At 73.4% G+C, this 22,836-nt stretch carries 21 protein-coding genes; 10 read left to right on the forward strand and 11 right to left on the reverse strand.

What is annotated here, in order from left to right:
* Positions 1-6 precede the first annotated feature (6 nt).
* The 3 genes from HUN59_RS07600 to HUN59_RS07610 are packed head-to-tail and all read left to right on the forward strand — an operon-like array spanning position 7 to position 2,744.
* Positions 7-861 (forward strand): biotin--[acetyl-CoA-carboxylase] ligase, encoded by an 855-nt coding sequence (locus HUN59_RS07600; RefSeq protein ID WP_174778000.1) that lies wholly within the window; start codon positions 7-9, stop codon positions 859-861.
* Positions 862-865: 4 nt separating this feature from the next.
* Positions 866-1,384 carry a PH domain-containing protein gene (locus HUN59_RS07605; RefSeq protein WP_058742363.1) on the forward strand — a complete coding sequence of 173 codons (519 nt, stop codon included), beginning with the start codon at positions 866-868 and terminating at the stop codon, positions 1,382-1,384.
* 52 nt (positions 1,385-1,436) lie between these two features.
* Positions 1,437-2,744: a UDP-glucose dehydrogenase family protein gene (locus HUN59_RS07610; protein ID WP_174778001.1), complete on the forward strand. Its 1,308-nt coding sequence runs from the start codon at positions 1,437-1,439 to the stop codon at positions 2,742-2,744.
* A 41-nt stretch (positions 2,745-2,785) separates the two neighbouring features.
* Here the strand turns inward: HUN59_RS07610 and HUN59_RS07615 are convergent, their stop codons facing one another.
* Entirely contained in the window at positions 2,786-3,280 is a 495-nt protein-coding gene (locus HUN59_RS07615) for a GtrA family protein (protein WP_174778002.1), read from the reverse strand.
* Between the two features lie 129 nt (positions 3,281-3,409).
* Here HUN59_RS07615 and HUN59_RS07620 point away from each other — a divergent pair, with 129 nt between their 5' ends.
* Positions 3,410-4,546: a 5-(carboxyamino)imidazole ribonucleotide synthase gene (locus tag HUN59_RS07620; protein ID WP_174778003.1), complete on the forward strand. Its 1,137-nt coding sequence runs from the start codon at positions 3,410-3,412 to the stop codon at positions 4,544-4,546.
* Between the two features lie 79 nt (positions 4,547-4,625).
* A complete protein-coding gene (gene purE / locus HUN59_RS07625) occupies positions 4,626-5,093 on the forward strand; it encodes a 5-(carboxyamino)imidazole ribonucleotide mutase (protein ID WP_174779418.1) in 468 nt (155 codons plus the stop codon).
* Here the strand turns inward: purE and HUN59_RS07630 are convergent.
* From HUN59_RS07630 to HUN59_RS07640, 3 genes are all read right to left on the reverse strand, one after another.
* A complete protein-coding gene (locus HUN59_RS07630) occupies positions 5,090-5,764 on the reverse strand; it encodes a hypothetical protein (RefSeq protein ID WP_174778004.1) in 675 nt (224 codons plus the stop codon). The genes purE and HUN59_RS07630 overlap by 4 nt on opposite strands.
* 48 nt (positions 5,765-5,812) lie before the next feature.
* Positions 5,813-6,955, reverse strand: coding sequence for a glycosyltransferase family 4 protein (locus HUN59_RS07635; protein ID WP_174778005.1), 1,143 nt, complete (start codon positions 6,953-6,955; stop codon positions 5,813-5,815).
* A 67-nt stretch (positions 6,956-7,022) separates the two neighbouring features.
* The gene (locus HUN59_RS07640; RefSeq protein ID WP_174778006.1) at positions 7,023-8,069 is read right to left on the reverse strand and encodes a lysylphosphatidylglycerol synthase transmembrane domain-containing protein; all 1,047 of its coding nucleotides are present in this window, start codon (positions 8,067-8,069) and stop codon (positions 7,023-7,025) included.
* A gap of 29 nt (positions 8,070-8,098) precedes the next feature.
* On the opposite strand from HUN59_RS07640, the gene HUN59_RS07645 reads away from it, so the two are divergent.
* Positions 8,099-9,277 carry a glycosyltransferase gene (locus HUN59_RS07645; protein ID WP_174778007.1) on the forward strand — a complete coding sequence of 393 codons (1,179 nt, stop codon included), beginning with the start codon at positions 8,099-8,101 and terminating at the stop codon, positions 9,275-9,277.
* On the opposite strand, the gene HUN59_RS07650 is transcribed toward HUN59_RS07645, so the two are convergent.
* From HUN59_RS07650 to HUN59_RS07680, 7 genes are read right to left on the reverse strand one after another with little or no spacing between them, the layout of a single operon-like run.
* Positions 9,241-10,845: a hypothetical protein gene (locus HUN59_RS07650; protein ID WP_174778008.1), complete on the reverse strand. Its 1,605-nt coding sequence runs from the start codon at positions 10,843-10,845 to the stop codon at positions 9,241-9,243. The genes HUN59_RS07645 and HUN59_RS07650 overlap by 37 nt on opposite strands.
* Complete coding sequence (locus tag HUN59_RS07655; RefSeq protein WP_174778009.1) at positions 10,842-11,822, reverse strand: NAD-dependent epimerase/dehydratase family protein; 981 nt, start codon at positions 11,820-11,822, stop codon at positions 10,842-10,844. Before HUN59_RS07655 ends, HUN59_RS07650 begins: the two co-directional genes overlap by 4 nt.
* Positions 11,819-12,670, reverse strand: coding sequence for a dTDP-4-dehydrorhamnose reductase (gene rfbD, locus HUN59_RS07660; RefSeq protein ID WP_174778010.1), 852 nt, complete (start codon positions 12,668-12,670; stop codon positions 11,819-11,821). The genes HUN59_RS07655 and rfbD overlap by 4 nt, the downstream gene beginning before the upstream one ends.
* Positions 12,667-13,653 carry a dTDP-glucose 4,6-dehydratase gene (gene rfbB, locus HUN59_RS07665; protein ID WP_174778011.1) on the reverse strand — a complete coding sequence of 329 codons (987 nt, stop codon included), beginning with the start codon at positions 13,651-13,653 and terminating at the stop codon, positions 12,667-12,669. The genes rfbD and rfbB overlap by 4 nt, the downstream gene beginning before the upstream one ends.
* Positions 13,650-15,266: a glycosyltransferase family 39 protein gene (locus HUN59_RS07670; RefSeq protein WP_174778012.1), complete on the reverse strand. Its 1,617-nt coding sequence runs from the start codon at positions 15,264-15,266 to the stop codon at positions 13,650-13,652. Before HUN59_RS07670 ends, rfbB begins: the two co-directional genes overlap by 4 nt.
* On the reverse strand, positions 15,263-16,795 hold the full coding sequence (locus HUN59_RS07675) for a glycosyltransferase family 39 protein (protein WP_174778013.1): 1,533 nt from the start codon (positions 16,793-16,795) through the stop codon (positions 15,263-15,265). The genes HUN59_RS07670 and HUN59_RS07675 overlap by 4 nt, the downstream gene beginning before the upstream one ends.
* Positions 16,788-17,729, reverse strand: a complete 942-nt coding sequence (locus tag HUN59_RS07680) for a glycosyltransferase family 2 protein (RefSeq protein WP_174778014.1) — start codon at positions 17,727-17,729, stop codon at positions 16,788-16,790. The genes HUN59_RS07675 and HUN59_RS07680 overlap by 8 nt, the downstream gene beginning before the upstream one ends.
* Before the next feature lie 127 nt (positions 17,730-17,856).
* Here HUN59_RS07680 and HUN59_RS07685 point away from each other — a divergent pair, with 127 nt between their 5' ends.
* The 4 genes from HUN59_RS07685 (at position 17,857) to HUN59_RS07700 (ending at position 22,836) form a co-directional block, all read left to right on the forward strand.
* Positions 17,857-18,963 (forward strand): hypothetical protein, encoded by a 1,107-nt coding sequence (locus HUN59_RS07685; RefSeq protein ID WP_174778015.1) that lies wholly within the window; start codon positions 17,857-17,859, stop codon positions 18,961-18,963.
* Between the two features lie 74 nt (positions 18,964-19,037).
* The gene (locus tag HUN59_RS07690; RefSeq protein WP_174778016.1) at positions 19,038-20,645 is read left to right on the forward strand and encodes a DUF2142 domain-containing protein; all 1,608 of its coding nucleotides are present in this window, start codon (positions 19,038-19,040) and stop codon (positions 20,643-20,645) included.
* Between the two features lie 5 nt (positions 20,646-20,650).
* Positions 20,651-22,246 carry a DUF2142 domain-containing protein gene (locus HUN59_RS07695; RefSeq protein WP_174778017.1) on the forward strand — a complete coding sequence of 532 codons (1,596 nt, stop codon included), beginning with the start codon at positions 20,651-20,653 and terminating at the stop codon, positions 22,244-22,246.
* Entirely contained in the window at positions 22,228-22,836 is a 609-nt protein-coding gene (locus tag HUN59_RS07700; protein WP_174778018.1) for a dTDP-4-dehydrorhamnose 3,5-epimerase family protein, read from the forward strand. Before HUN59_RS07695 ends, HUN59_RS07700 begins: the two co-directional genes overlap by 19 nt.

Here is a 22,836-nt window from a genome sequence, read left to right on the forward strand (position 1 = left end):
GCGTGCATGTCCACACCCGCGACGTCCGCCTTCCCGCGCTCCCGCGCCGCCGTCGAGGGCTCGGGTGGCACGTTCGCGGCGCCGGAGCGGACCGGCTCCACCAACACGGACCTGCTCGCCGTCGCCGCCGACCGGCCGCACGGCAGCGTCGTCGCGACGCTCGACCAGACCGCCGGCCGGGGGCGGCTCGACCGCAGCTGGTCCGCGCCGGCCGGGCAGACGCTCGCCGCGAGCCTGCTCGTCCGCGCCGACCTGTCGGACCGCGACCGCGGCTGGTTGCCCCTCGTCGCCGGGGCCGCGATGCGGACCGCCGTGTCCGCGGTGCTGCCGGGCGCGGACGACGCGGGGCGCGCCTCCCGTCCGACCGACCGGGTCCCCACGTCCGGTGCCCCGACGGTCGCGGTGAAGTGGCCGAACGACGTGCTCGTCGACGACCACAAGGTCTGCGGCATCCTCTGCCAGGTCGCGTCCGACGGCAGCGTCGTCGTCGGCGCCGGCGTCAACCTGACGATCCCCGCCGACGCGATGCCGACGCCGACCGCGACGTCGCTCGCCGTGGCGGGCGCGACCGACGGGGCGGCCGCGCTGGCCGACGCCGTCCTGTCCGTCTTCCACACGACCGTCCTGGAGGCGGTGGCCGCCCTGGTCGCCGGCGCTGCGGACGCGCAGGCGGTGCGGTCCGGCGTCCGTGCGGTGTGCGGCACGATCGGTCGCCACGTCCGGTTGGAGCTGCCCGACGGGACCGTCGTCGAGGCGGAGGCGACCGGCATCGACGACGACGGCCGGATCACGATCCGGGATCGGGACGGCCGCTCCAGGGGCGTCGCGGTGGGGGACCTCACCCACCTGCGGTATGCATGACGGCATGACCGCCGAGCCGCCGCCCGAACGCGTCGTCGCGCGGCTCCGGCCGCACGCACGGCGGCTCGTGCGCCCGGCGGTCTTCGTGCTCCTGGTCGCCGCGGCCGGGGGGTTCGGGTTCGGGGTGTTCCGCGCCCAGCTCGCCTGGGTCAACGTCGTGGTCGCCGCCGTCACCGTCCTGCTCGTGGTCCTGGGCGGGCTCGTCCCGCTGTTCCGGTGGATGTCCGAGCGGTACGTCGTCACCACCCGGCGGCTCGTCGTCGTGCACGGACTCGGCACCCGCACCCGGCGGGAGCTCCTGCACTCGCGCGGGTACGACGTCACCGTGCGCCGACGCGGACTGCAGGGCGTCTGGCGGTCCGGCGACGTCCTGGTGTTCCCCGGTGACGACACGCCCGTCGTGCTCGGGGACGTCCCGCACGCGGACCTGGTCGTCGCCGTGCTGCACGACCTGGTCGAGGCGCACGAGGCACGGCGCCGACACCGCGAGCCGGACTGGGACGACATCGTCGGCGGGTACTGACCGCCCGTTCGTCGAGGGGCACTCGTGTCTCGGCGTCCGGTACCGTCGACCCGTGCGTATCTCCGTCATCGGCTGCGGGTACCTCGGTGCCGTGCACGCCGCTTCCATGGCCAAGCTCGGGCACGAGGTCGTCGCGATCGACGTCGACCCCGGCAAGATCGAACGGCTCGCCGCCGGCGACGCCCCGTTCTTCGAGCCGGGACTCCCCGAGATCCTGGGCGAGGCACTGGCCTCCGGCCGCATCGAGTTCACGACCGACACGGCGAAGGTCGCGGGGTCCCAGGTGCACTTCCTCGCCGTCGGGACGCCGCAGGGCCCGACCGGCGCAGCGGACCTGACGTACGTCGACGCCGCGGTCGAGGCGCTGCTGCCGTACCTGTCCGCGGGCGACCTGGTCGTCGGGAAGTCGACCGTGCCCGTGGGGACCGCCGCGCGACTCGCCGCGCAGGTGTCCGACGCCGTCCCGGGTGCCACGCTCGTGTGGAACCCCGAGTTCCTCCGCGAGGGCTTCGCCGTGCAGGACACCATCTCGCCCGACCGCTTCGTGTACGGCGTCCCGGACGGTGCCGAGGGCGAGCGCGCCGTCGCCGTCCTCGACGAGGTCTACGCCCGGGCGCTGGCCGCCGGCACCCCGCGACTCGTGGTCGACATGCCGACGAGCGAGCTCGTGAAGATCAGCGCGAACGCGTTCCTCGCGACGAAGATCTCGTTCATCAACGCGATGGCGGAGATCGCCGAGGTCGCCGGTGCCGACGTCACCGCGCTCGCCGACGCGATCGGCCACGACGACCGGATCGGCCGCAAGTTCCTGAACGCCGGGCTCGGCTTCGGCGGCGGCTGCCTGCCGAAGGACATCCGCGCGTTCCAGGCCCGCGCCGACGAACTCGGCGTGGGGGAGTCGCTGGCCTTCCTCGCCGACGTCGACGCGATCAACCTCCGTCGTCGGGCGCACGTCGTCACGCTCGCGGGCGAGCTCCTCGGCGGGTCCGTCGCGGGGCGGCGCGTCGCGGTCCTCGGGCTCGCGTTCAAGCCGAACTCGGACGACGTCCGCGACTCGCCGGCGCTCGACATCGCGGCCCGGCTGACCGAACTCGGCGCGACCGTGGCCGCGTACGACCCGGCGGCGAACCACACGGCCGCGCGGGTGCACCCGGAGCTGACCTACGTCGACTCCGCGGTCGAGGCGCTGCGGGACGCCGAGCTCGTGCTCGTCCTGACCGAGTGGTCGGAGTTCCGCGAGCTCGACCCGACGGCGGTCGCCGAGCTCGTGGCCGCCCCGGTCGTGCTCGACGGTCGGAACTGCCTGGACCGCGACGCGTGGACGGCCGCGGGCTTCACCGTGCGGGGCATGGGGCGCTGAGCGCGCCCGACCGTCAGCGCCCGACCGTCAGCGCCCGACGGTCAGCGGGTGACGGTGCGGTCGTCGACGGTGTCGGCGACCGCTCCGTCCGTCGCTTCGCCCTCGCGGGCGACGCGGTCGGGGTGGTACACCCAGACCTTGTAGAGCCAGAACCGGAACGCCGTGCCGAGCACGAGGCCGATCACGTTGCCGGAGATGTTGTCGGCCAGGGCGGACGTGAACCCGAGGGCGTAGTGCGAGATCCCGAGGCAGCCGAGCGAGATCGCCATGCCGCCGAGGGACACGACGAGGAACTCGACGCCCTCCTTCGCCGCGACCGACCGACGCTGGTTCCGGAACGTCCAGTACCGGTTGCCCATCCAGTTCACGAAGATCGCGACGACCGTCGAGCAGACCTTCGCCCAGAACGGCCCGGAGTGGATCTCGTCCGGCGAGAACACCGTGGCGCGCAGGGCGTTGAAGACGGTGAGGTCGACCACGAAGCCCACCGCGCCGACGATGCCGAAGCGTGCCAGCTGTGCGATGAGTCGCCGCACGGGGCCTCCCGGATTCCGTAGAGTTGTACCGGCCGATCGAGTCGATCGGCGGGGCCGCAGTGTGGCCTCGGAAGAGTGTAGACGGGCGGCTCTGCCGGATCGCCCGGAAGCCCGGAAGGAACGTTCAGCATGGCGTTGCGTGTCGGTGTGGTCGGTGGCGGGCAACTCGCCAGGATGATGGTCCCCGCGGCCGTCGAGCTCGGACTCGACATCCGGGTGCTCGCAGAGGGGCCGGGCATGTCGGCGGCGATCGCGGCCACCGACGAGGGCGACTACCACGACGCCGCGACGGTCCTCGCCTTCGCGCAGGACGTCGACGTCGTCACCTTCGACCACGAACACGTGCCGCAGGAGGTCCTGCGCGCCCTCGTCGACGCCGGCGTGGCGGTCCACCCGGGTCCGTCCGCCCTCGCCGTCGCGCAGGACAAGATCACGATGCGTCGCCGGCTGAGCGAGCTCGGACTCCCCGTGCCCGACTGGGCTGCGGTGCACGACGCCGGCGAGCTCGCTGACTTCCTGGCCGACCACGGCGGTCGCGCGGTCGTGAAGACCCCGCGTGGCGGCTACGACGGCAAGGGCGTGCGGGTCGTCGCCGACGCCGCCGAGGTCGACGACTGGTTCACCGCCGTCGCCGAGGCCGCGGGCGACCAGGCGCTCCTGGTCGAGGAGCTCGTCCCGTTCACCCGCGAGCTCGCCCAGTCCGTGGCTCGGCGCCCCTCGGGACAGGTCGTCGCGTGGCCGCTCGTCGAGACCGTCCAGCGCGACGGCGTCTGCGCCGAGGTCCTCGCGCCGGCTCCGGCCTCGGCGGGGCACCTCGCCGACCTGACCGAGTCGATCGCGGTCCGCATCGCCGAGGAGCTCGACGTCACGGGCGTGCTCGCCGTCGAGCTGTTCCAGACGGCCGACGACCGCGTGCTCATCAACGAGCTCGCCATGCGTCCGCACAACACCGGCCACTGGTCCATCGACGGCGCGACGACGAGCCAGTTCGAGCAGCACCTGCGTGCGGTGCTCGACCTGCCCCTCGGCGCGACCGGGATGCACGCGCCCGCGGCCGTGATGGTCAACGTGCTCGGCGGACCGGAGGACGGCGACCTCGCAGCGCGGTACCCGGGCGCGCTCGAGGCGTTCCCCGAGGCGAAGTACCACTTCTACGGCAAGGCTCCGCGCCCGGGGCGGAAGGTCGGGCACGTGACGGTGCTCGGGGAGGACCTCGACGACGTCGTGTACCGGACGCGGGCCGCTGCGGCGCACTTCGACGACTGACCGGCGGAGGACCGAGGGCCGGCGCTAGGCTCGTCGCGTGACCGACGCCACCGCCACAGCCCCGCTCGTCTCGATCATCATGGGGTCGGACTCCGACTGGCCCACCATGCGCCCGGCCGCCGACATCCTCACGGAGCTGGGGATCGCGACCGAGGTGGACGTCGTCTCGGCCCATCGCACGCCCGACAAGATGACGCGCTTCGCACGCGAGGCCGCCGGACGCGGCATCCGGGTCGTCATCGCCGGAGCCGGAGGTGCCGCACACCTGCCGGGCATGGTCGCCTCGATGACGACGCTCCCCGTGATCGGCGTGCCGGTGCAGCTCGCGCGGCTCGACGGTCTCGACTCCCTGCTGTCGATCGTGCAGATGCCGGCGGGCATCCCGGTGGCGACGATGGCCATCAACGGTGCGGCGAATGCGGGCCTCCTGGCAGCGCGGATCATCGGGTCGGCCAATCCGGCGGTCGCGACGCGGCTGGCCGAGTACGCCGAGGGGCTTGAGCGGCTCGTCGAGCAGAAGGCCCGCGCGCTCCGCGAAGCGCGCTAACCCGCGACGGCGCCGGTGGTGCCGTCGACGGTGACGGTCTTCGTCGCGCCGCCCTCGGACAGCGTCGCCGTCCACACGGGCGCACTGCCCGACCCACCGAGGGTGAGGCTCACGAGCTGCGCGCCCGAGGCGCTCCCGGTCGCCGCGGCGGCAGCCGCTGCCGCATCCGTCCGGAGCGCTGTGATCCGGGCGACGTCGGCGGCCTTCGTCGCCGCATCGGCGTCCTTCGGGAACGGACCCGATGTCACGCGCCCGAGCGTGGCCGACACCACGGCCTGCGTCCGGGACCCGTCCGGACCCGCGACGACGACGGTCCAGAGGTCGCCGGTGCCGGCGAGCGAGACGACGGAGCCGCCCCCGGCGACCGCGATGCCCTGCTGTGTGATCGTGGACCAGTCGATGCGCTCCGGGGTCTCGACGCCGCTGCCGTTGCCCGTCCCCGGGCCGGTGCCGTCGTCGGCGGACCCGGTCTGGTCGTCGCTCGGGACCGCGGACGGGGAGCTGGACGACCCGGACCCGGTGGAGGGCGTCGCCCCGGCCGTCCGCGACGCCGAGGCCGACGCCGAGCCGCTCGGCGTCGGGCGGTCGTCACCCGAGCAGCCCGCCAGCAGGGTCGTGGTGGCGATCCCGAGGACGAGGGCACCGGTCAGCAGCGGCAGGCGAGGAGTCATGCTGCGATCCTCGCAGGCGCTCCGGCGCCCGTGCCGACGGACACGCGGTCAGAGGTCGGCGTGCAGCTGCCAGGTCTCGGCGGCGGAGTCCCGCCAGTCGAACATCCGGGCGCGGTCGGGTCCGGCGACGGCCAGCTGCGCGGCGAGCGTCCGGTCCTCGACGACCTGGTAGACGGCCTGGGCGAGCCGTTCCGCGTAGGACTCCCGCGGATCGCGTGCGACGGTGACCCCGGCGTCCGCCGCGACCTCGCGGACCGCGGCGTCGTCGGAGTGGATCACCGGGGTGCCGAAGCTCATCGCCTCGATGACCGGCAGCCCGAACCCCTCGGCCAGGCTCGGGAAGACGAACACCGTCGCCCGGTCGTACACGACCGCGAGGTCGGCGTCGTCGATCCGCCCGAGGACCTTCACGCGCTCCTGGGCGAGGCCGACGCGCTCCGCGGTCCCGTGCACGTCGACGTCGCCCCAACCGTCCGGGCCGGCGATCACGAGCGGGACGTCCTGCGGAGCGTGCTCGAGTGCCATCGCCTCGATCAGGTGGGCGAGGCCCTTCCGGGGCTCGAGCGTGCCGACCGCGAGCACGTAGCGTTCGGGCAGCCCCAGGCGCTCGGCGCGGAGGTCGGCGTCCACCGGGACCCGCAGCCGGCCGCTCGGTGCACCGCCGATCACCCGGAGCCGGTCGCCGAACGGGTGGACCGCGTCGAGATCGGCAGCGACCGCGTGGGTGGGGACGACGACGGCGTCGGCGTGCCGGAAGGCCCGCTTCACCATCGCACGGTGGAAGTGCACGCCACGCGGCGTGAGCGTCTCGGGATGCGTCCACGGCACCGTGTCGTGGACCGTGACGACGGTCTGGCGTCCCGGCTCGAGCGAACGGTCGTGCCGGACCAGCGGTGCCAGCACGCTCGGGGCGTGCACCATGCCGTGCGACGCGCCGTGCGCCAGCCCGCCCTGCCACGCCAGGGCGAGTTCGCGGCGGGGGAGTGTGAGGCGCTGCAGGTCGGCCAGTCCGGGCAGGAGCGTCCGGACGCGTTCGAGATCTGCGGGCGGCGCGGCGGAGACGATGCCCTCGACGTCGCACCCGGACGGCGCGGTCGCGATGAGCTGTCGGGTGAGTTCCTCCGCGTACCGACCGATGCCCCCGGGGACCGGGGCGATGACCTGGTCCACGATCACGCGCAGGGTGGTCATCTCGGGTGGCTCCTCGGGTTCGGCGTGCTGGGTCGAGGTGGTGCGCTCGACCCGTCCGCCGACGATATCAGTGCGTACCCGGACGCTCCCCGGCGGGCACGGCGGCCGCCGTGCTCCGCCGGTGCCGCTGGGCGAGCGCCGCCCCGACCGCGGCGAGCAGCACGTCCCCCAGCGTCATGAACACGCGGCTCACGACCGCGAGGGCGAGTGCCGCGCCGCCACCCGGCGGGACGACCGCGGCCAGCAGCAGGACCAGGACGCCCTCACGGGGCCCCAGGCCGGCGGGAGCGACGACCACGAGGAACCCGACCAGCCACGCCACCGCGTACGCCCCGGTCGCGACGGCGAACACCGAGGGCGAGTCGGCGCCGAACACGCGGAGGACGAAGGTCGCCTGCACGCCGTACGCGAGCCACATCACGACCGACCAGGCCATCGACCCGGCGGTCCCGGCCCACCCGAGCACGATGTCCTGCGGCGGTCGTCGGAGCAGGCGGAAGGCGAGGGCGATGAGCCGACCGAGCACCGGCGGGGTCAGGGCGACGAGTCCGACGACGACGACGATCGCGAGCCACCAGTAGTGCGCGAGGCCGTCGTTCGCGGAGGCGAGCAGGGCGACGATGCCCACGAGCGCGGCGGTCACCATGCTCACGAGCATCGACGCGAGCGACGCGACCGCGCTGCCGGTGCGCTGCAGCCCGTGGGCCCGGCCGAGCTCGGCCTGCGCGGCGATCGACCACACGCCCCCGGGGATGTACTTGCCGAGCTGTCCGACGAAGAAGATCGACGCAGCAGCAGCGAGTCGGACACGGAAACCGGTCGCGGCCATCATCGCCCGCCAGGACAGCATGTTCGCGACGAGCGCCACGAGCGTCGCGACGACCCCGACCGACACGGTGAGCGCGTCCAGCTTCGCGAAGTCGGTGGTGATGTCGTCCCACTGGCGCGCGACCCCGACCACGAGGAGCACCACCGCGAGGGCCGCGACCACCCACTTGACGACCGTCAGGACCCGCTCGCGGCGTCCGGCCCGAGGCACGACGGTGTCGGGTGCGGGCGGTGTGGGCGGTTCGGAGGGCGAGCCGGTCGACCCCGTAGGCTGTCGTGCGTCCATCGATCGACCACTCTAAGCGAGCGCGCCGCATGCCCACCGACCCAGCCCGCCCGACCCTGCTCGTCGCCGCGTCGACCTTCCCGGCCGAGGCCGGCGACGGGACCCCCGGCTTCGTGCTCGACCTGGCGTCCGCGCTGACGGACGAGTACCGCGTCGTCGTGGTCGCCCCGATGACCCGCGGCGCCCGGCGGCACCAGTGGATCGGCGACGTCGAGGTCCGCCGCTACCGCTACTTCCCGGCACGCTGGCAGGACCTGGCCGACGGCGCGATCGTGGACAACCTCCGCGCCGACCGCACGCGGTGGGCCCAGGTCCCCTCGTTCTTCCTCGCGATGGCGGCCGCGCTCGTGCGCGAACGCCGGCGCGTGCAGCCCGACGTCGCGCTGCTGCACTGGATCATCCCGCAGGGTGCCGTCGGGCGTCTCGTGCTCGGCGGCCTGCCGCGGGTCGTGACGACGCTGGGCGGCGACCTGTACGCCCTGCGCACCCCGGTCCTCCAGGCCGTGAAGCGTGCCGTCGTGCGGAACGCGGCCGCCGTGACCTGCATGAGCACGGACATGGCTCGAGAGCTCGCGCGACTCGGCGCGCGCGACGACCAGGTGCACGTCGTCCCGATGGGCGTCGACCTCGACCCGATCACCCGCGCCACGGCGACCGAGACCCGCGACCTGCGCCGGGTGCTGTTCGTCGGCCGGCTGGTTGAGAAGAAGGGCGCCGTCGTCCTGCTCGACGCGCTCGACCGGGTCGGGGCCCGTCCCGAGCGGACGGTCGTCGTCGGCGACGGACCGCTCCGCGCAGCACTCGAGTCCCGCGCCGGGTCGGGCGTCACGTTCGGCGGTGCGAAGGGCAAGGACGATCTGGCAGCCGAGTACGCCCGGGCTGGCATCGCCCTGTACCCGTCGGTCCCGGCCGCCAACGGCGACCGCGACGGTCTGCCGGTGGCTCTGCTGGAGGCGATGGCCGCCGGGTGTGCGGTCGTCGCGTCGGCGGTCCCCGGCATCGTCGACGTGGTGCAGGACGGCGAGAACGGCCTGCTGGTGCCCCCGGGGGACCCGGCGGCGCTGGCCACCGCGCTGGAGCGGCTGCTCGGGGACGCGGACCTGGTGCGCCGGCTCGGTGCGGCCGCGGCGCGCACCGCCCAGGCGCACACCGTGCCGGCGGTCGCGGACCGCTACCGGTCGCTGCTGCGGGAGGCGCGCGGGGTCTGAGCCGCGGACGCGCCGCGGTCCGGGCCGGACGTCCCGACCGTGTCCGCGGCGCGTGACGCGTCCGCGGCAGGTGTCGTGTCCGTGGCGATCGTCGCGCTCCTGGTGGGTGTCGCGTCCGTCGGCCTGCGCGCGTCGAGGAAGGCCGAGACCGCACAGCCGACCGCCGCGACGACGGACAGTGCGAACATCGCCTGCACGACACGCGCGGCGTGCGGCACGATCCCGACGACGTGCAGGTCGACGAGCGACCAGTACGGGATGAACGCGCCCGCGATCCACACGGTCACGAGGACTCCGGAGGTGCGACGCCAGCCCGTCAATCCGGCTGCCATCGTCATCGCGATGACGGGCAGGACCGTGAGGGCGTACCGCGTGTTCGCGGCACCGCCCCCGTGGACGTAGTCGATCTCGGTGACGCTGAGGAGCACGGTGACGACGACGAACATCGCCACGAGGAGCCCGAGGGCGGTCCGGTCCCGTCGTCGCTCACGGGCTCCGCTCCGGGTCGGGGCGGCGGACGGTGTGCGGCGCGCACGGACCACGAGCGTGACCCCGACGACGGCCGCGAGCACCATCGGGAGCACCATCAGGAACCACTGGGTCCGGTCCGTCTGCGGGAGGACACCGCGGTAGATGCCGTACAGCGACGTCCAGAAGGTCCCGTCGAGGGCGACCTCCCGGATCGGACGGACCACCCGGCCCATGTTCTCGATGCCCCAGTCGGCGTGCCTCCCGCTGAAGTTGCCCGAGGTCGCCTTGTTGTGCAGCCAGAACCAGCCGGACGCGGCACCGGCGGCCACCACCGGCAGGACCGCGGCGACGACCCGTGCCGGGACGCCGGAGAACCGTCCGAGCCGCACGTGCCTCGCCAGCGCCACCGCGACGACGAGCGCGACGAGCCAGAGCACGAACGACAGCCGCGTCGTCATACCGGCAGCGCCGACCAGCACCGCACCGACGAGCAGGCGGGGGCCGACGCCCGTCCGGAGGGCCGCGCCCGCGATGCCGCAGGCGAGCACCGACCACAGCACGAACAGCACGTCGTTGTAGATCGACCCACCCTGCTGCACGAGCATCCCGGCCATCGCGGTGACCACCGCGACGCCGCCGGGCAGTCGACGAGCACCCGGGAAGCAGCGCCAGGCGGCCCAAGCCGAGGCGACGACGACCGCGCCGGCCATCAGTCCGCTCACCAGGCGCCCGGCGATCACGGCCACGAGCGGGTGGCCCGCGTCCCAGATCGGACCCACGACGGGGGCGAGCAGCAGGTAGTAGAGCGGCGGGTGCTGCGAGACCCACTGCACCGGCGTGGTCGCGCCGAAGGGGGCGTGGTGCGTGATGCCCTGCTCGAAGACCGGCAGGTGCCCCTGCCACACGGACAGCACGTAGTCCAGGTGCGCCGGCTCGTCGCCACCGTTGAGCGGCGGGTACGTGAACGCGCGGGCGACGGAGGCCGCGAGCATGAAGACCGTCGCGGCGAGCACGGTCGGGCCTGCCCAGGGGTGGGTCCGGAACCACGTCCGGAGACGTTCCGTCCGGGAGCGGCGGGCTGCGGTGGCGGTGGTCATGCGGACTCTCGGTCGTCGGGGGTCGGGACGGGGCGGGGCGGTTCGGACCGAGCCGGCACCGCAGCGCGCACGGCGGCGACGGTGCGGCGGACGCCCTCGTCGAAGGACAGCTGGACGCGGTCGTCGACCTCCGGCAGCACGACCGACCGGAACCGCAGTCGTCGTGCCTGCGCGGCCGCGGAGCCGTGGTCCCCGGTCCGGACGTCGAGCGGTGCGCCGATGGCTGCCGTGACGGCCTCGACGACCTCGGTGATGGTGCGTCCCTGCTGCGACGCGAAGACCTTGACGACGGTGGTGCCGGCGGGCGTGGTCTGCACGGCTCGCAGGGCCTCGAGGACCATCTCCGCGGCGTCGTCGATGTACAGGTAGTCGCGCGTCGTGTCGAAGGGTACGTACACCGTGCTCGGCCGGCGCTCGAGGTGCGCCAGGGCGAGCTGTGAGACGAGCCCCTGCGGCTTCCGGAGGTTCGCCCCGGGGCCGTAGAGGTTGGCGATCCGTCCGATGAGCAGGCGCGCGCCGGTCGCGGCGGTCCAGCTCCGGAAGCGGTCCTCGGCGACGAGGCGGCTCGTCCCGTACGGTGCGAGCGGGCGGGGCACGGTGCGCTCGTCGAACGGTTCGTCGTCCGGAGCCGTCGAACCGGCGTACGTCGCGCCGGCGGACGACGCGAAGAAGACCGTCCCCGGCGCACGCGCGGGGGAGCCGTCCGAGAGCGCAGCGTCGAGGAGCAGCCGTTCGGTCTCGAAGGCGTCGTCGCCGCTGGCCACGATGCCGGTGCCCGCGCACCAGACCAGTCGCCACGGCGTGCTGCCCGAGCGGAGTGCGTGGACGGTGTCCCCGAGGACCCGGGCGGCGCGGTCGGGTTCTCTCCACGGGACCGAGGGGACGACGACCTGGTCGCCGGCGCGCCGGAGCGCGTCGGCGACCGCGGTCCCGAGGAACCCGCCGCCGCCCACCACGAGGGACGTCACGGAGGTCACGCGGTGAGCACGCCGTCCTGCGCCGCCGCGTGCAGCGCCTCGCGCCAGTCGCGCATCGGCGCGATGCCGGCTCGGGCCCACCCGTCGTGTCCGAGGACGCTGTAGGCGGGACGGGGTGCGGGTCGGACGAAGGCCGAGCTGTCGGTCGGCAGGACCCGCTCCGGGTCGAGGCCGACCTCGGTGAAGATCGCCTTCGTGAAGTCGAGCCAGGAACCCTGGCCGCCGTTCGTCCCGTGGTAGGTACCGGCCGGTGCGTCGGCGTCGAGCATCGCGACGATCTGTCGGGCCAGGTCCGCGGTCCACGTCGGCTGTCCGACCTGGTCCGTGACGACGCTGACCGTCTCGTGCGAGCCGGCGAGGCGGATCATGGTCTTCGCGAAGTTCGGACCGCCCGCGCCGTACAGCCATGCGGCGCGGACGATGTACGACGAGTCCGGCGCGATCCGCCGGACGGCGTCCTCGCCGGCCGCCTTCGTGCGGCCGTAGGCACCGATCGGATCGGTCGGCTCGTCCTCGGCGTAGGGGGACGTGCCGTTGCCGTCGAACACGTAGTCGGTCGACACGTGCACGAGCTTCGCGCCCGCGGCGACGGCGGCCGTGGCGAGGACCTCGGGCCCGCGCGCGTTGACCGCGAACGCGTCGTCCTCGTGCGACTCGGCGTCGTCCACCTTGGTGTAGGCGGCGGCGTTGATGACGACGTCGTGACCGGCGACGGCCGCGGCGACCGCATGCTCGTCCGTGACGTCGAGGTCGGCGCGGGACAGCGCGGTGACGTCACGCCCGGCCAGGGCCTGCTGCAGGTCCCGGCCGAGCATGCCGGCGGCGCCGGTGATCAGGTAACGGGTCATGCGAGGGCTGCGCGCTCCTTGAGGGGCTCCCACCACGCACGGTTGTCGCGGTACCACTGCACGACGTCGGCCAGGCCCTGCTCGAACGGCACCTGCGGCTCGTAGCCGAGCTCGGCCTGGATCTTCGAGATGTCGACGGAGTAGCGGAGGTCGTGGCCGAGGCGGTCCTGGACGCGGTCGACGTACGACCAGTCCTTGCCGGTGGCCTCGAGCAGCATGCCGGTGAGCTCCTTGTTCGTGAGTTCGGTGCCGCCGCCGATGTTGTAGACCTCGCCCGCGCGGCCCCCGACGAGCACCATCGCGATGCCGCGGGTGTGGTCGTCGACGTGCAGCCAGTCGCGGATGTTGTTGCCCTCGCCGTACAGCGGGACGTGCTTGTCGTCGATCAGGTTCGTGACGAACAGCGGGATGACCTTCTCGGGGAAGTGGTACGGCCCGTAGTTGTTCGAGCACCGCGTGATCGACACGTTCATGCCGTGCGTGCGGTGGTAGCTGCGGGCGAGCAGGTCGCTGCCGGCCTTGGACGCCGAGTACGGCGAGTTCGGCTCGAGCGGGCGGTCCTCGGCCCAGGAGCCCTCGCTGATCGAGCCGTAGACCTCGTCCGTGGAGACGTGCACGAAGCGCTCGGTGCCGTGGCGGAGCGCGGCGTCGAGCAGGCGCTGGGTGCCGACGACGTTGGTCTCGACGAAGATGCCTGAGTCGCGGACCGAACGGTCGACGTGCGACTCGGCGGCGAAGTGCACGATCGCGTCGACGCCCGGGACCACCTCGTCGAGCTTCGCGGCGTCGGTGATGTCGCCCTGCACGAAGGAGTAGCGGGGGGAGTCCGCGACGGGCGCGAGGTTCTCGAGGTTGCCCGAGTAGGTCAGGGCGTCGTACACGACGACGTCGGCGCCTTCGAGGCCCGGGTAGGCGTCCTGCAGCGTGCGGCGGACGAAGTTCGAGCCGATGAAGCCGGCCCCTCCGGTGACGAGGATCTTCACGCGTTGTTCCTTCTGGTCGGTTCGACGGTCGGCGGTGAGTCTAGCGGGGCCTCGGTCCGGCCAAGGCCCGGGGCCCCCGTCGGGCCCGGCTCGTCACCGGCGGCGACGCCGCCGGCGGTGGCGGTGCCGCTGGCGGTGGCAGTGGCGGTGGTGGCGGGCTCGGGGCGCAGCCGGGCCACCAGCACGACGAGGACGACCGCGGCGGCGAGGGTGACGACCGCGAGGACGGCCAACGGCCGGGTGCCGAGCGGCGTCGTGGCGGCGAGGGCCCGGTACCCGGCGATCGAGGGCGTCAGGCTGCCCTCCTGGTACGGGCCGGCGATCCCGACCGCGAGTCCGTACGCCGCGACGAGGAGCGATCCCACCGTCGCGACGATCGCTGCGACACGACGGTGTCGTCGGTGGTCGAGCAGCGTCGCCGCGCTGACCGCGAACGCTGCGGCGAGGGCGGGCGCGGCGACGAGCAGGACGCTGCCGTTGGCGGTCGCGATCTGGCCGTCCACGAGCGCGTTGCGCCAGGCGTACACCAGCGTGGCGACGACCACGAGCCCGGGCCACACGAGGACGGCCCAGGCCGGCCGGAGCGAACGGTCGCGGCGCAGGGCCGCCCAGGCGAGGACACCGAGCGACACGACGGACAGGCCGGTGACCAGGGGCGGGGTGAGTCCGTAGGTCTCGAGTCCGAGGGAGCCCCAGAACGAGCCGATCCCGCCCCGCCACTGCACGTCGAGGAAGGTACCGACGTTGAGCCCGCCGGGCACGTCCTCCGCCGGACTCCCGGTGTTCGGGGCACCGTCCGGCAGCCATCCGCTCCGGAGGCTCCGCCAGAACACCGCGCCGACGAGGGCACCGGCCAGCAGGGCGATTGCCGCGTCGACGAGTCGGCGGCGCAGCGGTCGGCGGGCGACGAGGAGCACCACGACGGCGAACACGAGCAGCAGGAGCCCGATCGCGTGCACGGTCGCGGTCACCCCGGCGACGACTGCGAGCCCCACCGACGCCCACCACGAGCGGTCGCCCGTGAGCACCCGTGCCGCCAGCCAGACGGCCACGGCCGCGAGCAGGACGAGTGTCGTCCACACCGTGACGGCCGCACCGAACTGCGCGGCCTTCGGGATCGCGAGCAGCACGACCGGGGCCGTGAGGGCGACCGCCCGCGAGGCGGTGAGCCGTCGCGCCGTCGCCCACACCAGGAGGGGGAGCGGCGCCATCAGCACGACGTCGACGAGCCGGAGCGCGAGGACGGCGAGGTCCCACCGCAGCGACTCCAGGTGCAGCAGCCGGAGCACTGCCCCGGTGGCCAGGAACCAGGTCTGCGGGTTCTGGGACAGCGGGTTCACGACGTCCGTCTCGCCCGGGTGCGCTGCGAGGACCGCGCCGAAGGTCGACCGGTCGAGCGGGTGGTCGACCACCCACCGGGACGCCGCGAGGGCGTGCATCGACCCGGGCGGCGGCCAGCCGAGACCCAGCGCGGAGCGGAACACCGCGTCCACCGTGTCCGTCTCGCCCGGCGCGCCGAACACGGGGGTCACGAGCGCCCACGTCGTCAGCACCGCGACCCAGACGAGGGTGACGGCGACGAGGACGGCGACGGTCGTCCGCACCCGGATCACGCGTCGACCCCGACCGGAGCGGGGACCGGGCGTGCGACGGGCCGGGTGACGCGCCGCGCGAGCGCGCCCGCCGTCACGGCGCCGACGACCAGCAGGACCACGAGCACCAGCACCACGCCGGGGGGCACCGGCCCCCGCTCGGCGAAGGCCTCCACGCCACCGGGGGTGACCAGGATCGTCCCGCCCTCCCAGCTGACGCGCCACTGGAACCACACGCCGTACACCGCGACGACCAGCGAGGTCACGACGAGTCCGGTCGCGAGTCGACCACGTCCGGCCTCGGTCCGGGGTAGCCGGCTCCATGCCAGCGCGCTGAGCGCGACGAGCGCGACGAGGGCCGGGAAGTAGTAGCGCCCCTGGGTGCCGTTGACGCCCGTGGTGCGCAGGTACGACGACCACGTGGTCGCCGTCTGCAGCAGCACGAGCAGGAGCGGCAACACCGCGAGGAGCAGGGCCGGGACGAACGTCCGGCCACGGCGGAACGCGAAGGCGACGAGCACGACGACGCAGAGCACCGTCGCGACGTCGCTCAGGAACGGGGAGACGGCGTGCCCGGCGTTGTGCCCGGTGCTGCCCCAGAAGGTGCGCGTGATGGTGTCCCAGCTCACCTGCGTGAACTCGGCGAGGTCGGGCCCGCGGCCGGGCGGGAAGCCCGCGGTCGAGCGGCCGACGAAGCCGTCCGGCTGGAGTCGGCCGAAGACCAGGACGTTCCGGATCCACCACCACCCGCCCACGAGCACCGTGCCGGCGCCGACGACCACCGTTCGGAGGACCGCCGACCGCCAGCCGGCCCGGCGTCCGGCGACCAGGACCGCGAGCAGGACGACGGGGACCGCGGGCAGGCCGGTGCCCTTCATCCAGACGAGCGCGCCGAGCAGCAGGACGAGCAGGACGAGGGTGCGGCGCCGGTCGTCGCCGGTGAGCACCCGGACGGTGACGAGGGTGACGAGCCCGGCGAGCAGCAGCACCGGGGCGTCGTTCGTCACGACGCTCCCGACCGCTGCGACCTGCGGGACGGCGAGCACCGCCGCGGCACCGACCACGGCGGCGCGGGGCGACCCGGTGAGCCGACGGACGGTCGCCCACGACACCACGGGCAGGGCGGCGACCACCGCGACGTCGAGGAACCGGACGAGCAGGAACGCATCGGACCACAGCAGGTCGCGGAAGCCGACCAGCCGGAGCAGACCGGCGCCGACGAGGTACCAGGTCGGCGGGTGCTGGGTCATCTGGTCGACCGCGTCGCTCGTGGCACCCGGGTACGCGCGGAGCAGGTCGCCCCAGGTCGCGGTGGCCGTGGACGGGGAGGTGATGCTCGCCTCGACGGCGTTCAGCACGTGCACGGTCCCCGGGGTGCCCCACCCGTTGCCGAGCGCGAGCTGCATCACGGCGTCGAAGTGCGCGAGTTCGTCGGCCGCGTCGTAGGGGCGCGTGACCACGGCGAAGCAGCACAGCACGACCACGAACACGAGGGTCACCGCGGCGACCGCCAGTGCCTCGCCCCGCGTGACAGGACGACGGTCAGTCACCGTAGCGTTGCAGCTTCTGCAGGTCGAGCTGTTCCTCGGCCAGGGTCCGGTTGAGGCGGGTGAGGTCCGCGACGACGCCGATCGTGATCGACAGCAGGGCCGCGATGACGAGCGTCACGCCGAGGATGAGCGACTGCAGGTGGTTGCCGCCGCTGTCCGTCCAGAGCAGCACCAGGTAGCGCACGAACGGGATGAGCCCGGCCAGGCCGAACACGGCGCTCACGCTCGCGAAGAGTGCCATCGGGCGGTACATCAGGTAGACGCGCGCGATCGCGGAGCCCGACTGGAACATGTGCTGCCAGATGTTCTTGAACAGGCGGGACTCGCGCGTCTTGGCGTTCGTCGTGATCGGGATGCTCGCGATGGCGAGCCGCTTGTAGCCCGCCTGCACGATCGTCTCCATGCAGTAGCTGAACCGGGTCACGATGTTCAGCCGGATCAGCGAGTACTTCGAGTAGGCCCGGAAGCCGCTCGCCGCGTCCGGCAGGTCGAGCCCCGCCGCCCGGCTGGCGACCCAGGAGCCGAACCGCTGCATGAGCTTCTTGAAGCCGGAGAAGTGCTCGATGGTGCGCGTCTGCCGGTCGCCGATCACGATCTCGGCCTCGCCGCGCACGAGCGGCTGCACGAGGTCCGCGATCTGCGCCTGCGGGTACTGGTTGTCGCCGTCCGTGTTCACGACGATGTCGGCACCGTGCAGCAGCGCGTAGTCCACGCCGTCCCGGAACGACCGGGCCAACCCCATGTTGCGCGTGTGCCGGACGACGTGCCGGACACCGTGCTCGCGGGCGACCTCGACGGTGCGGTCCGTCGAGCCGTCGTCGATGACGAGCACCTCGATCTCGTCGATGCCGTCGATCGAGGTCGGGATGGACTCGAGCACGGCGGGGAGCGTCTGCTCCTCGTTCAGGCACGGGATCTGGATGAAGAGCTTCACGGGATGCTGCGGTCTCGTTCTGTCGGGGGCGTTCGGCGCAGGGTCGCTGACGTGACGGACGGTCACGTGACCATCGACACCCTATGCGAATTCATCCGTCAGGAGGACGCCGTGCGAGGATGCGGCGGTGTCGTCCCTGCGTTCCCGCGTCGCCCGCCTGATCGGTCGGGGCGCTCGTCCCGCGCCGATGCCCGCCCGTCCCTCGCCCGTCGGGCCGCCCCTCGTCGGCTTCGTCGTGCACGGTGCCGGGGGTGTCCACCCGGCCTCCGCGCACATCCGCGTGACCGGCCGGATGTCTGCGCTCGCCGCGTCCGGCGCCGCGCGCGTCGCGCAGGTCGACCCGGTCCGGTGGGCGGACGGCACCGACACCGCACACCTGGACGCGATCCTCGTGCAGCGGGACGCCTTCCCGCTCACGTCGCTCGACGCCGCGCTGGCGCGCGCCCGGGCCGAGGGCACGCGGATCGTCGCGGAGGTCGACGACGACTTCTTCAGCCGGGAGGCGCGTGACCGGCTCGCGCAGGCGGAGTACGACCCGCAGCGTCTCGCCGCCGTCGACCGCCTGGTCCGGTCCGCCGACGCTGTCGTCGTGTCGACGGACGTCCTCCGAGAGGTGCTGGCCGCGGAGGGCGTCCGGTCGGTGGTCGTGCGGAACGCCGTGCAGCCGGGGCTGTGGTCGGTCGACCCCGTGCAGCCGGACGCCGACGGGCCGCGTCGCGTCCTCTACATGGGCACCGCGACGCACGGCGGTGACCTCGACCTGCTGCGGCCCGTCTTCGACGGGTTCGTCGACGACGACGACCGGCCCGTGCGGCTCGAGGTGGTCGGCGTGACCGCGGACGACCACGCCTGGTACGACCGTCTCGAGGTCCCGGCGGGAGCCACCCACTACCCGGACTTCGTCGCCTTCCTCCGCGCGAACACGCGCCGGTGGTCCGCCGGTGTCGCCCCGCTCACCGACAACCGCTTCAACGACGCGAAGAGCGACCTCAAGTTCCTCGAGTACACGATGCTCGGGCTGCCCTTCGTCGGGTCGGACCGGCCGTCCTACGCGGGGGTTGACGCGCACGGCGGTCTCCTCGCCGGCGACGACGTCGACGCCTGGCGCGGGGCGCTCCGCACCGCCTTCCGCGAGGGAGCGCAACGGGTCGACCGCGCGCGGGCGCACGTGACGGCCGCACGAGCCGTGGTCCCGGGCGCCGAACCGGAGTGGCGAGCAGCGCTCGGGATCTGACCGGCCGAGGCGGTATCGTCGTCGGGGTTGCCCGGCCGTCTCGGGTAGCCGAGCAGCGTCCAGCGAGGAGATCCGTGTCCGACACCGCCCCCACCCCGACGGCCGTCACCGAAGCAGCGGACACGACGCCGGGTACCGCGACCGCGACCTCGGCTCCCGCGGGCACGGCGTCGCACGGTGCGACCGCTGTGGACGAGTCCGGCCGGCGGGAGGGCGGACGGACGGCGCGGGCCTCCGGCTCGGCGGGTCGAGGCGCGCTCTGGCAGTACGTCGCGTTCCTGCTGCTCTTCGTGCTCGGCGGAGCGGCGTTCATCGCCGTCACACCCCCGGGGCTCAACCCGGACGAGCCGGCCCACGTCTACCGCGCCTACCAGGTCGCGCACGGCGGGCTCGTCGCGCAGGAGGCCGAGGGCATCGCGGGAATCCACGACGGCGACCCCGGCGGGTACATCCCGACCGCGTGGCCGAAGCTCTTCGCGGACGCGCACTTCACCCGCGGCTTCGAGGACGACACCTCGTTCCGGGACCTCGACTGGTCCGCGCTCGGGTCGATCCACGAGGACGGGTCCACCGCCTGGCAGACCTTCACGAACACCGTGCAGTACCCACCCGTCGCCTACGTCCCGCAGGCCCTGGCGATCCGGGTCGGGGAGGCCCTCGACCTCGGCGTCCTCGCCCAGCTCGAACTCGGTCGGGCGTTCGGGCTGCTCGCGGTGGCCGGCATCCTGTTCGCCGCGATCCGGCTGACACCCGTCGGACGGCTGGCGTTCTTCGCCGTCGCGCTCCTGCCCTCGGTGGTCGGGCAGGCCGCGTCGTTCAGTGCGGACGGCGTGACCATCGCGCTCTGCTTCCTGGCCACCGCGCTGGTCCTTCGCTGGGCACTGCGTCCCGCGGCGCCGACCTGGTGGCGATGGGTGGGCCTCGGCGTCCTGTTCGTCGCCATCGCCCTCGTGAAGCCGACCTACGCGCCGATCGCGGTCCTCGCCGCGGCGATCCCGGTGCTCAACCCCGCGGCGCGGCGGCTCTGGCACATCGTCGCGACCGGGGCGTCGATCGCCGTCGCGGCCGTCGTCACGCTCGGGTGGCTCCGCGCGACCTCGTGGGTCACCCAGGGCGTCAACCCGCTGAACCACCCCGACCAGCAGCGCGCCTTCCTGCTCGAGCACCCCCTGGTGTTCGTCAAGGCGGTGTTCCGGTCGATCGTCCTGGACTACCCGACCGGACTCACGACGCAGAAGGGCGAGATCTGGCGCGGCGTCTTCGGTTCCTTCTCGTGGCTGCGGGCCCCGCTGCCGATGGCGTTCGTCGTGCTGCTCGTCGTGGCGCTCGTGCTCGCCGTGCTCGTGGTCGAGCGACACGAGGTCCCGGCGGTCGTCCGGCTCCGGTCGGGCGTGCTCTGGCGAATCGTCGTCGTCGCCGCGATCGCGATCGTGGTCGCCGGGGTCTGCCTGGCGCTCTACGTCTACTACACGCAGGACCGGGGTCAGTGGTTGCAGGGGCTGCAGGGCCGCTACTTCCTGCCGGTCGTCCCGGCCCTGCTCCTGCTCTTCGTGGGCGGACGTCTGGTGTCCACCCGCGGCGTCCGGCCCTTCGTCTTCGCTGCCGCGGCGGTGTCGCTGGTCGCGGCGATCGTGACGATCGACCTGCACTTCTACCAGTCCGTCACGCCGTTCTTCGGGTGACGTCGATGAGGTCGGTGAGGTCGGTGCTCGGCCGCGTGCCCGCCGGGCTGCGACGGACCCTGACCACGCGCTCGACACTCGTGTTCCTCGGGGCCTGGGCGGCGCTGCTGCTCGTGTCGGTCGGATGGGTGGTGGCGAGCCCGCTGTCCTCCGGGCCCGACGAGAGCGGCCACGTCGCGAAGGCCGTCGGTGTGGTCCGCGGACAGCTCTGGGGTGCGCCGACGGACCGGCCCGGAGTCACGACGTTCCGGGTCCCCGCCGACGTCGGCGCGGTCGGTGGAGGGATGACCTGCTTCGCCGGTCAACCCGACCGGTGGGCGGCCTGTGCGCCGTCCCCGGACGGGTCCTCGACCGCCACCACGACCGTCACCTCCGGCGTCGGCTCCTACGACCCGCTCTACTACGCCCTGGTCGGGTGGCCGTCGCTCGTCCTGCACGGGGAGCACTCGTACCTCGCGATGCGGTTCCTGTCAGCGGTGCTCGGCACCTTCCTGCTCGCGATCGTGTTCTGGGTCGCCGCGCGGTCGACGCGGTCCCGGCTCCTCGCCACCGGCGCCGCCGTCGCGACGACCCCGATGGTGCTGTACCTCGGCGCGGTCGTCAACGCGAGCGGGCTGGAGGTGAGCGGCACCGCCGCCGTGACGGCCCTCGGGTGGTCGGTGCTGCACGGACGTGACCGGCCGGCGCGCAGCGAGACGGTGCTGCTCGCGGTCGCCGTCGTGCTCACCGCCAGCGCCAGGACGACCTCGCCGCTGTTCGTCGTGCTCGTGCTCGCAGCGCTGTGCTGCACGGTGCCGATCACGCGACTGCGTGCCGTCGTCACCGACCGTCGGGTGTGGGGCGCGGCAGCCGTCGCGGCGGTCCTGGTCCTGCCGGCGCTCGTCTGGACCGTCGCGGTCGCGCTCCCCGGCGGGTACATCCCCTCGTCCGATCCCGCGCGCCCCGGCCGGCGCGAGGCGGTCTGGCACTCGTTCTGGTCGCTCGGGGCCTACGGGCGCGGCATGATCGGCGTGCTGGGGTGGCAGGACGTCCAGCTCCCGGAGCCGGTCTACACCGGGTGGACCGCCGGCATCGGCGCCGCGGTCGTGCTCGGGCTCGCGCGGATCCGGCGTGCCTGGCTCCCGGTGCTGCTGCTCTCCGCAGGCGTGCTCTGCCTGCCCGCGGTCGTGCAGGCCGGGTCCGCTCACGAGTACGGGTACATCTGGCAGGGACGCTACGGCCTCCCGGTCCTCCTCGCACTCGTCCTCGTCGCGGTCGCGATGAGCGGTCGCACGACGTTCCGGACGGTCTCGCCGGTGCCGCTCACCGCGGTGCTCTGGACCGCGGCGGGTGTCGGCCAGGTGACGGTGTTCGTGATGGCGTACCACCGCTACAGCGTGGGCGTCGGCGGGCCGTGGGACGTGATGTGGCGCGGCGACGGGTGGCAGGCGCCGCACGGGTTCGCTCCGTGGCTCACCGCGGTGGTCGTCGGGTCGGTGGGACTGGTGGTCGTCGCGGTGCTCGCGGCACACCGACGCGGGACGGACGGTGCGTCCACCGTGGTCGACATCCCCGTGGACACGGGGGTTGCTAGGGTGTCCGGGTGCAGATCCGCGAACTGAAGATCCCCGGCGCGTGGGAGTTCACGCCCGTCCAGCACGGCGACGCACGAGGAGCGTTCCTCGAGTCGTACCGTGCCGACGTCCTCGAGGAGACCGTCGGTCACCCGCTGGACCTCCGCCAGGTGAACATGTCCATCTCGTCCGCGGGTGTCGCGCGGGGCATCCACTACGCCCTCGTCGCCCCGAGTCAGGCGAAGTACGTCACGGCCGTCCGCGGCGCGTTCATCGACTACATCGTCGACATCCGCGTCGGTTCCCCGACGTTCGGGCAGTGGGACGCCGTCCGGATCGACGACGTCGACCGCAAGGCCGTCTACCTGTCCGAGGGCCTCGGCCACGCGATCGTCGCGCTCGAGGACCGCTCGACCGTCAACTACCTGGTCAGCGCGCACTACGACCCGCAGCGCGAGAAGGGGATCACCATCCTCGACCCGACGGTCGGCCTCGAGCTGCCCGACGGCATCGGCGAGCCGGTCCTGTCCGAGAAGGACACCACCGCGCCGACGCTCGAGCAGGCCGCCGAGCAGGGACTGCTGCCGACCTACGAGGAAGCGGTGGCCTACACCGAGTCCCTCCGGACGAAGAAGTAA

This window comes from Curtobacterium sp. Csp2 (genome assembly GCF_013347165.1).